This window comes from Desulfomicrobium salsuginis (assembly GCF_054657795.1).
Genome location: NZ_BAAHYA010000001.1, coordinates 1,047,036 through 1,056,920, shown reverse-complemented (window position 1 = coordinate 1,056,920; position 9,885 = coordinate 1,047,036). Strand labels below are relative to the sequence as shown.

The 9,885-nt window shown below is 63.8% G+C and carries 10 protein-coding genes; 8 read left to right on the top strand and 2 right to left on the bottom strand.

Annotated features, from left to right (window positions below; genetic code table 11):
* Window positions 1-9: 9 nt before the first annotated feature.
* Both ACYQ3G_RS04755 and larB read right to left on the bottom strand, forming a co-directional pair.
* The gene (locus ACYQ3G_RS04755; RefSeq protein WP_459822952.1) at window positions 10-1,119 is read right to left on the bottom strand and encodes a glycosyltransferase; all 1,110 of its coding nucleotides are present in this window, start codon (window positions 1,117-1,119) and stop codon (window positions 10-12) included.
* Window positions 1,120-1,121: 2 nt separating this feature from the next.
* A complete protein-coding gene (gene larB, locus ACYQ3G_RS04750; protein WP_459822950.1) occupies window positions 1,122-1,874 on the bottom strand; it encodes a nickel pincer cofactor biosynthesis protein LarB in 753 nt (250 codons plus the stop codon).
* A gap of 136 nt (window positions 1,875-2,010) precedes the next feature.
* On the opposite strand from larB, the gene ACYQ3G_RS04745 reads away from it, so the two are divergent.
* From ACYQ3G_RS04745 to rplS, 8 genes are all read left to right on the top strand, one after another.
* Window positions 2,011-3,414: a sigma 54-interacting transcriptional regulator gene (locus tag ACYQ3G_RS04745; protein ID WP_459824185.1), complete on the top strand. Its 1,404-nt coding sequence runs from the start codon at window positions 2,011-2,013 to the stop codon at window positions 3,412-3,414.
* Between the two features lie 26 nt (window positions 3,415-3,440).
* On the top strand, window positions 3,441-4,631 hold the full coding sequence (locus ACYQ3G_RS04740) for a pyridoxal phosphate-dependent aminotransferase (protein WP_459822947.1): 1,191 nt from the start codon (window positions 3,441-3,443) through the stop codon (window positions 4,629-4,631).
* 162 nt (window positions 4,632-4,793) lie between these two features.
* The gene (gene ffh / locus ACYQ3G_RS04735; RefSeq protein WP_459822945.1) at window positions 4,794-6,293 is read left to right on the top strand and encodes a signal recognition particle protein; all 1,500 of its coding nucleotides are present in this window, start codon (window positions 4,794-4,796) and stop codon (window positions 6,291-6,293) included.
* 72 nt (window positions 6,294-6,365) lie between these two features.
* The gene (rpsP, locus tag ACYQ3G_RS04730; protein WP_028578084.1) at window positions 6,366-6,611 is read left to right on the top strand and encodes a 30S ribosomal protein S16; all 246 of its coding nucleotides are present in this window, start codon (window positions 6,366-6,368) and stop codon (window positions 6,609-6,611) included.
* Between the two features lie 62 nt (window positions 6,612-6,673).
* Complete coding sequence (locus ACYQ3G_RS04725; protein ID WP_459822941.1) at window positions 6,674-6,907, top strand: KH domain-containing protein; 234 nt, start codon at window positions 6,674-6,676, stop codon at window positions 6,905-6,907.
* A 1-nt stretch (window position 6,908) separates the two neighbouring features.
* Complete coding sequence (rimM, locus tag ACYQ3G_RS04720; protein WP_459822938.1) at window positions 6,909-7,457, top strand: ribosome maturation factor RimM; 549 nt, start codon at window positions 6,909-6,911, stop codon at window positions 7,455-7,457.
* A gap of 739 nt (window positions 7,458-8,196) precedes the next feature.
* Complete coding sequence (trmD, locus tag ACYQ3G_RS04715) at window positions 8,197-9,471, top strand: tRNA (guanosine(37)-N1)-methyltransferase TrmD (protein WP_459822935.1); 1,275 nt, start codon at window positions 8,197-8,199, stop codon at window positions 9,469-9,471.
* Between the two features lie 44 nt (window positions 9,472-9,515).
* The gene (rplS, locus tag ACYQ3G_RS04710) at window positions 9,516-9,863 is read left to right on the top strand and encodes a 50S ribosomal protein L19 (protein WP_028578080.1); all 348 of its coding nucleotides are present in this window, start codon (window positions 9,516-9,518) and stop codon (window positions 9,861-9,863) included.
* Window positions 9,864-9,885: the final 22 nt, after the last annotated feature.

Genomic DNA, 9,885 nt, shown 5'->3' with positions numbered 1-9,885 from the left:
ACAGCGGTTTCATTGTCTGGCCAGTTTCGTTAATCTGGCATAAAGATCGAGAGTTCTGTCGCGCATGGCTTCTATGGAGAACTCGTTTCTGAATTTCGCTTGGTCGGCAGGGGGCAGCGCCAATGTCTGCTCCAGTTGAAGTGCGGGGGACATGCTTTCGTTGAGAAAGTTGATACGGTTGTAGTAGGAACGTATTTCCCGCAATGGTTCAGACTGTCTGGCCAGGATCGGTAAACCGTAAGAGCACGCTTCGAGAACGACTCCCGGCATTCCCTCATGCGCTGGTCCCGACGTGAAAAGCAGGGCATCCAGTGTGGAGTAGGCGGCGTGCATGTCCTGCATCTCCCCAGTGAATGTGACTTTGGCCTCAATGTTTAAAAGCCTGGCAAGCTTTTTATGAGGTGCCTGGTCCCCTCCGCCTATAATCACGAAATGAAAGCTCCCAGGGCGTTCCTGCAAGGCCTTTGCCGCAAAATGCAGAAAAAGGTTCAGGCCCTTTCCTGCCGTTAGCCGTCCTACGAAGCCAATGAGGGGCTTGTCATGGGGAAGGTGAAATTCTTCAAGGGCCATGGTGCCCATAGAAGCCAGTTTATCGAGCCCATTGTGGAGCACGCTGATCCTGTCCAACGACAGCCGTGTCATTTGATGATAGTATGCTCGGGTCTCCTCTGAGACGCAAACGACATGGTGGGCCATCAAGCCCATGACGGCGGCTTCTTCCTTGCATTGCTTCCACCGGCGAAACCGTGTTGCGCCGTACCAATGCTGGCCGCGCGAGTGAACCTGGCCGATACGAACGGGTATCTTGGCTAGCCAAGCCGCCAGAATCCCGAAAATGTTGCCGCCGAAGGAGTGGGTGTGCACGATGTCGGCCTTGTGTTCCCGGAACAGCCTGGCCAGCCTGGCTATGGCCAGCGGGTCCCAGTGGCCCTTGCGGGGCAGGAAGTGCGTCCGTACGCCCAAGGCCGCCAGCTCATCGAAGAACACGCCCTTGTCCTTGTAGGTCACGACGTGGACGTCGTAGTGCTCCGTGAGCAGCGGCAGGAGTGCCCGCAGCCTGCGTTGGACGCCGCCCACCTTGAGGTTGTTCGTGACCCGAAAAAGAACCGGTTTGCGCATGGTTACCCGTTTTGACCCAAAATTTTCTTCGCCAGCACAGCCGCCCCGAAGCCGTTGTCGATGTTGACCACGCCCACGCCCGGCGCGCAGGAGTTGAGCATGGCCAGGAGCGGGGTCAGGCCGGCGAAGTTGGCCCCATAGCCTGTCGAGGTCGGGACCGCAATGATCGGGGCCTTGACCAGGCCGCCCAGGACGCTCGGCAGGGCTCCTTCCATGCCGGCCACGGCGATGACGACGCGGGCTTGGCGCAGGGTGTCCAGGTGCCGCTCCAGGCGATGCAGGCCGGCCACGCCCACGTCGGAGACCAGGTGCGCGCTCAAATCGAGGAACCTGGCCGTGCCCAGGGCCTCGCGGGCCACGGGCAGGTCCGAGGAGCCGGCCGTGACGATGAGCACGTCCGACTCGGGCGCCCTGGGGTCCGGCGTCAGCAGGTCCGCGCCCAGGCTGAAGAGCCGGGCCTCCTCCCACAGGCATCCGTGGGGGAAGATTGAGAGCAGTTCCCGGCCCTGGCCCTCGGCGATCCTGGTTGCCAGGACGGGGTGGTGCCGTCCGAGGGCGTCCAGGGAGGCGGCGATCTGCTCCAGGGTCTTGCCCTGGCCGTAGACCACTTCGCCCACGCGTGTGCGCTCGAAACGGCCGGGGTCGAGGTGCAGCCCGTCGTGACCGCAGCCGCTGATGGATTGCGCCGCCGCTTCGCAGGAGATGTTTCCGGCCGCGACATCGCGCAGCAGTTGTTCGAGATTCTTGGGGTTCATGAAAGAATGTACCTGATAAAATGATGGGCGGCCACGGAAAATCCGCCCCAGCCCTAGCAGAAGGGCCGGGGACGGGCAAGCCGCCTGGCCCGGCCCGTATTGCAAAGAGGCCTTGGAAAAGATAGCGTGCGCGGATATGGCGGCCAAGCGTATCCTCTTCATTTCACGATCGGAACTTGTTTCCCCGCTCCATGCGCAGTTCAAGGCCCATGACTGCCAGGCCATGGTCGTCGAGGACCGTGCCTCGGCCCTGAAGGTCATCGAGGGGCGCAAGGCCGACCTCGTCTTCACTTTGCCGAGCCTGCCCGGATACCGCGCCCAGGACCTGCTCGAAACCGTGCGGCAGTCCGATACCCCTCTCCCGGTCATCGTCTTCACGGACAAGGGCAGTGCTGACGAGGCCCGCCTGTTCATGGAACTGGGCGCCCAGGACTACTGGCTCTGCCCCCTGACCTGGGAGAAGGTGCAGGCCGCCCTGCCCGCCGACGTCCCTTCCGGACCCGCCACACCCGCCGCGCCGCCCCAGGGGAAGCCGCGCGAGGTGTCCATCATCGGCCGGCACCCGGCCGTGATGCGGGTCCTGGCCCTGGCCCGGCAGGTGGCCGCGTCCAAGGCCACGGTGCTCATCTCCGGCGAGTCGGGCACGGGCAAGGAGATGTTCGCGCGCTTCATCCACGTTCATTCGGGCCGGGAGAACGGGCCCTTCGTGGCCGTGAACTGCGCGGCCCTGCCCGAGCATCTGCTGGAGAGCGAGCTCTTCGGCCACGAGAAGGGCGCCTTCACCGGAGCCATCTCGCGCAAGCTCGGCAAGTTCGAGCTGGCCAGCGGCGGCACGCTGCTCCTCGACGAAATTTCCGAGATGGCCCTGCCCCTGCAGGCCAAGCTCCTGCGCGCCCTGCAGGAGGGCGAGATCGACCGCGTCGGCGGCGTCGAGACCGTCAAGGTCGACGTGCGCGTGCTGGCCACCACCAACCGCCACCTGGAGCAGAGCGTGGAGAGGGGCGAATTCCGCCAGGACCTCTTCTACCGCCTGAACGTCATCCCCCTGCGCCTGCCGCCCCTGGCCCAGCGCGGCGAGGACGTGCTGCTCCTGGCCGATTTCTTCATCCGCCGCAATTCCCGTGAATACGGCCTGGGCGCCCTGCAGCTCTCGGACGACGCCAGGCAGTGGCTCATGGCCCACGACTGGCCGGGCAACGTGCGCGAGCTCCAGAACCTCATGGAGCGGGCCGTGCTCCTGGCCGGCGGCGGCCCCATCCGGCCCGTGCACTTCCTCATGGACGGCCAGGAATGGTCGCCGGAGGACGAGGAGGCCGAGGAAGCGACTGGGAGCGCCCCCCCGGTCCAGGCCCCGTCCATTTCCTTTGAAGAGGGCGGCCGCATTCCGACCATCCAGGAAATGGAGATGCAGCTCATCATGAAAAGCCTGGACAGGACCTCCGGCAACCGCACCAAGGCTTCGGAGCTGCTTGGAATTTCCGTGCGCACCCTGCGCAACAAACTCGGTGAATACAGAAAGATCGGTCTCGACATCCCCTGAGGACCGGGCCGTGCAGGAGAAATATCATGCTTTGTTCGCAAGTTGAGGGTTATCTGTCCAGATCGTCGTGGATCCGGCGCATGTTCGAGGCCGGCATCGAACTCAAGAAGAAGTACGGGGCCGAGAACGTGTACGACTTCAGCCTGGGCAACCCGGATTTGGCTCCGCCCGCGGCGGTGGCCCAAGGCCTGCGCGAGCTGGCCGACGAGGCGGGCAAGCCCTTCGCCTTCGGCTACATGCCCAATGCCGGCTACCCGCAGGTGCGGGCGCGCCTGGCCGAGGTCATCGCCGGCGAGCAGGGCACGGCCGTGAGCGCCGATCAGGTGGTCGTGACCTGCGGCGCGGCCGGAGGCATCAATGCCCTGTTCCGGGCCGTGCTCGAACCGGGCGACGAGGTGCTCTGCCCGGCGCCGTATTTCGTGGAGTACGGCTTCTACGCCGAGAACCACCGCGGCGTGCTGAAGGCCGTGCCGTCCAAGCCCCTGACCTTCGAACTGGACTTGGCGGCCTTGGCCGCGGCCATCACCGAGCGCACCCGCTGCGTGCTCGTCAACTCGCCCAACAACCCCACCGGCCGCATCTATACATTAGATGAGCTGGCCGCTTTGGCCGACGTCCTGCGCCAGGCCTCGGCCCGCACGGGCCGGCCCATCCTGCTCATCTCCGACGAGCCTTACCGTTTCCTGGCCTACGACGGGGCCGATGTCCCGGCCATCTTCCCGGTCTACGAGCACAGCGTGGTGGTCAGCTCCTTCTCCAAGAACCTGGCCCTGGCCGGGGAGCGGGTCGGCTACGTGGCCGTGAACCCGGCCATGCCCGAAGCGGGCAAGCTGGTGGCGGGCGTCATCCTGACCAACCGGATTCTCGGCTTCGTCAACGCCCCGGCCGTGGGGCAGAAGCTGCTGGTCAAGGCCCTCGGCCACCAGGTGGACGCTTCCGTCTACGCCAGCCGCCGCGACGCCATGGCCGAGGTCCTGCACGAAGCGGGCTTCTCCTTCTCCATGCCCCAGGGCGCGTTCTATTTCTTCCCGCGCATCCCCAAGGGCAGCGACGATACGGCTTTCGTGAACGAGCTCATGCAGGAGCAGATCCTGGCCGTGCCGGGCTCGGGCTTCGGCTACCCCGGCTATTTCCGTCTAGCCTTCTGCGTGGACGAAAGCACCATCCGCGGCGCCGGCCCCGGCTTCGCGCGGGCCTTCGCCAAGGCCATGGGTTAGAACTGCCGGCCCGGACGGCTTTTCGACCGTCGGACGTTTTCCGCCTTTTTTCGTCTCGCCCCCGCGACGCGCAGCGTTGCGGGGCGCCGAGGCCGTACTTGACGGGTGCATGGAACTTGTCTATGCAACCCTACTTCTTTTCCCTACAATAGGTGCCCTTGCATGTTCGACAGCTTGTCAGACCGGCTTGAATCGGTCTTCAAAAAATTGCGCGGCCACGGCCGCCTCGACGAAGGCAACATTCAGGAAGGCCTGCGCGAAGTGCGCCTGGCCCTGCTGGAAGCCGACGTCAACTTCAAGGTCGTCAAGGATTTCGTCGAACGGGTCAAGTCACGGGCCATGGGGCAGGACGTGCTCGGCAGCCTCACGCCGGGGCAGCAGGTCATCAAGATCGTCCACGAGGAGCTCATCGAACTCCTGGGCGGCGAGAGCTACGCCCTGGACTTCAAGGGCAAGCCGCCCTACGTGATCATGATGGCCGGCCTGCAGGGCTCGGGCAAGACCACGTCCGCGGCCAAGCTGGCCCTGTACCTGCGCCGCCAGAAGTACCAGCCCTACCTGGTCCCGGCCGACGTGTACCGCCCCGCGGCCATCGACCAGTTGACCAAGCTCGGCTCGGAGCTCGGCGTGCCGGTCTACCCGTCCACCGTGGAGATGAATCCGGTGGACATCTGCGCGGCGGCCATGCGCGAGGCCGAGCTCAAAGGCTGCTCCGTGATCATTCTGGACACGGCGGGCCGCCTGCACATCGACGAGCTGCTCATGCAGGAGTTGGTCGGCATCAAGGAAAAATGCCGGCCCCATGAAATTTTGTTCGTGGCCGACGCCATGACCGGCCAGGACGCAGTGACCGTGGCCGAGAAGTTCAACGAGGTCCTGGACATCACCGGCGTGGTCCTGACCAAGATGGACGGCGACGCCCGCGGCGGCGCGGCCCTGTCCATCAAGTCCATCACCGGCAAGCCGCTGAAGTTCGTCGGCATGGGCGAGCGCCTGAGCGAACTGGAGGTCTTCCACCCGGACCGCATCGCCTCGCGCATCCTGGGCATGGGCGACGTGCTGACGCTCATCGAGAAGGCCCAGGCCACCATCGACGCCAAGGAGGCCGAGGCCCTCGAGAAGAAGTTCAAGAAGGCCGAGTTCGACCTCGAAGATTTCCGCACGCAGATGCGGCGCATCAAGAAGCTCGGTTCCCTCGAAGGGATCATGAAGCTCATCCCCGGCATGGGCCAGATCCGCAAGCAGCTGCAGGACGTGCAGATGCCCGAGAAGGAGCTGGCCAGGGTCGAGGCCATGATCAACTCCATGACCATGGCCGAGCGCCACGACCCCAAGATCATCAACCCCAGCCGCAAGCAGCGCATCGCCAAGGGCAGCGGGGTCACGGTCACTGAAGTCAATCAGCTGCTCAAGAATTTCGAGCAGATGCAGAAGATGATGAAGAAGATGATGGGCGGCAAGATGCCGGCCATGCCCCAGGGCGCACGCATGCCGGGGATGCCCGGCATGGGCGGAATGCCCGGAGCTCTGCCGGGCGGCATGCCCGGAATGCCCGGCATGGGCGGTATGCCCGGAAAGGGGCCTGGCGGGCGTTCGGCCGCGGAAGCGGCCAAGCTCAAGGAAAAGCGCAAGAAGGCCAAGAAGCAGCGCAGGAAAAAATAGCCGCCCGGCTTGCCCCTTCCGCTGGAGGCGGGCGCCGGACGCGCACCACACTTACGTTCAGGGAGAACTACAATGGCTATGAAACTCAGACTGACCCGCATGGGCTCCAAGAAGAAACCCTTCTACCGCATCGTCGCCGTGGATTCCGCTTCCCGTCGCGACGGCCGGGTTCTTGATTACGTGGGCTACTACAACCCCATGACCGAGCCCGCCGACATCAAGATCGACCAGGACAAGATCAAGAGCTGGATGGAACGCGGCGCGCAGCCCACAGATACCGTTCGCTCCTTGCTAAAGAAAGCTGGATTCAGTAATTAGTACCTCCAAAGCTCGTCGTTCGGCTCGACTTGCGACCCTACAGCTCTACAGCGGAGGTACCTATGCTCAAGGATTTGATCGAATTCATGGCCAAGTCTTTGGTTGACAATCCGGACAGTGTTTCCGTTTCCGAAATCGAGGGCGAGCAGACTTCCGTCATTGAACTCAAGGTAGCCAAGGAAGACCTTGGCAAGGTCATAGGCAAGCAGGGTCGCACGGCCAGGGCCATGCGCACCATTCTGGGCGCGGCTTCGACCAAGGCCAGGAAACGTTCCGTCTTGGAGATTCTGGAGTAGCGTGTCCGTCGAGAATTCAGGCCCGGTCAGGCTTGTGGAACTGGGCCGGGTCCAGAAACCGCATGGCCTCAAGGGGGAGCTCTGCATCGAACTTTATGCAGACTCCCCTTTCCTCTTTGAGGGATTGCGGCGCATCTACCTCCAGCTCCCGGGCAAGAAACCCAGGCCCTGCGAGCTTCTGGAGTGGCGTCCCCACCAGGGACGCGCGTTGATTTTTGTCGACCGCTGTCAGGGGCGGGACCAAGCCGAGGGCTGGCGGGGGGCCGAGGTGCTGGCCAGGGAAAAGGACCTGCCCGAGCTCGACGAGGGCGAGGTGCGGCCGGAGGATCTCATCGACCTGCCCATCATGCACGTCGACGGGTCGCGGATCGGAATTTTGGCGGACATCCGGGACGTGGCCGGACAGGAGCTGTGGTTCATCCACGACGACCAGGGCCGCGAGATCCTGCTGCCGGCCGTTGAGGAGTTCGTCCTGGACATCGACCTGGACGCCGGGGTCATCGTCGTCGACCCGCCCGAGGGGCTTCTCGAACTGTACCAACAACCATGAGCGTGATCGACTGAAGGCAAGAGCGCGCAGGATTGTCGATACACAATGTCGTCATTCCCGCGCAGGCGGGAATCCATACTTTTCAAGTAACTCGTTGACATCACGGAATGGATCCCCGCCTTCGCGGGGATGACATCGAGGCAGACGCAGCTGGATTTTCTAAAGACTCCGGTACTGGCAATGCGTCATTCCCGCGAAGGCGGGAATCCATGCCTTGTAAAGTCCTCGTGAAATTGCGGAATGAATCCCCGCCTTCGCGGGGATGACATCGAGGGCAGGCGTAGCGGGACTCTCCAAAGACTCCGGCACTGGCAATGCGTCATTCCCGCGAAGGCGGGAATCCATGCCTTGTAAAGTCCTCGTGAAATTGCGGAATGAATCCCCGCCTTCGCGGGGATGACATCGAGGGCAGGCGTAGCGGGACTCTCCAAAGACTCCGGCACTGGCAATGCGTCATTCCCGCGAAGGCGGGAATCCATGCCTTGTAAAGTCCTCGTGAAATTGCGGAATGAATCCCCGCCTTCGCGGGGATGACATCGAGGGCAGGCGTAGCGGGACTCTCCAAAGACTCCGGCACTGGCGATGCGTCATTCCCGCGGAGGCGGGAATCCATGCCTTGTAAAGTCTCTCGGTGAAACTGCGGAATGGATCCCCCCCCTCGCGGGAATGACATCGGGCGATGCCGCACGTTTTTTGCGGCCCTCCATCATGCTCCATCCGGATAAACGTGGAAGCAGGAATGCGTTTTTCAGTCATCACCATCTTTCCCGAATTCTTCGAATCGCCCCTGTCCTGCGGCCTGCTTTCCAAGGCCCGCGAGAAGGGGCTGGTCGAGTTTTCGTTCATCAACCCGCGCGACCACTCCATGGACAGGCACCACAACGTCGACGACCGCCCCTACGGCGGCGGTCCCGGCATGGTCATGGCCGTGGACCCGCTGCGGCGCGCACTGTCCACCCTCGGGCCCAAGGCGCGCATCCTCATGCTCAGCCCCAAGGGCCGCCCCCTGACCCAGGCCCTGGCCCGCGAACTGGCCGGGGAGGAGGAGCTGGCCCTGCTGTGCGGGCGGTACGAAGGCTTCGACGCCCGCCTGGAGGAACTCTGCCCCATCGAGGCCGTGTCCGTGGGCGACTTCGTGCTGAACGGAGGCGAGACCGGCGCCCTGTGCCTCATCGAGGCCGTGGGCCGGCTCATCCCCGACTTCATGGGCAAGGACGAGAGCGCCGACGAGGAAAGCTTCAGCACGGGCCTCCTCGAATACCCGCACTACACCCGGCCCGAGGAGTACGAGGGCCTGAAGGTGCCCGAGGTCCTTTCGTCCGGTCACCACGGCCGCATCGCCCAGTGGCGGCGGGAGCAGAGCCTGGAGACGACCCTGCACATGCGGCCCGACATCCTGTCCAGGGCGCCGCTGACCGACGAGGACATCAAGTATCTCAAAGCATTGGACAGGGTCAGGTCGGGGCGCAACCTGCACGTGGCCCTGGTGCACTACCCGGTCGAAAATAAATCCGGTCAGACCATCACAACATCTTTGACAAACCTCGACCTCCACGATATTGCACGCGTTTCGTGTACCTATGGGCTCGGCGGATATTATATCTGCACGCCCGTGGCGGATCAGCAGGCGCTGGCCCGCACGCTCGTGGGGCACTGGCGCGAGGGGTACGGGCTCACGGCCAACCCCGACCGCAGCGAGGCTCTGGGCCGGGTCCGGGTGGTGGGCCTCCTGGACGACGCAGTGGCCGACATCGCCGCGCGCACGGGGCGCAGGCCCAAGGTTCTGGCCACCAGCGCCAAGGCCGGGAACATGACCTGCGAACAGGCGGCCCGGTGGCTGCGGGACGAACCTGTCCTGCTGGTGCTTGGTACGGGGCACGGCCTGCGGCCCGAGGTTCTGGAAGGGGCCGACGGCATGTTGCGGGCCATACGTTTTATGGATAGGTACAACCACCTTTCTGTCCGCTCCGCGGCGTCCATCATGGTGGACCGTCTGCTGGGCGATGTGGGTTAAGATTCGTGGCGGCGTACAGGCCGCTTCAGATAAAGGAGAAAATCATGGACATCATCAAAAAGATCGAAAGCGAGCACCTGCGTGCCGACGTCCCCAAGTTCCGGGCCGGTGACACCGTCAAGGTGCATACCCGCATCATCGAAGGGGAGAAGGAGCGCATCCAGGTCTTCCAGGGCGTGGTCATGCGTCTGAAGAGAGGCACCACGGACAGCACCTTCGTCGTGCGCAAGGTTTCCGACGGCGTCGGCGTGGAGCGCATCTTCCCCCTGCACGCCCCGACCATCGACCGCATCGAGGTCGTGTCCGAAGGCGTGGTGCGTCAGAGCCGCATCTACTATCTGCGTCGCCTCAGGGGCAAGGCTGCCCGCATCAAGACCAAGAACGCCTGGTAGGCCCGATTTGCTCAGCCAGAAG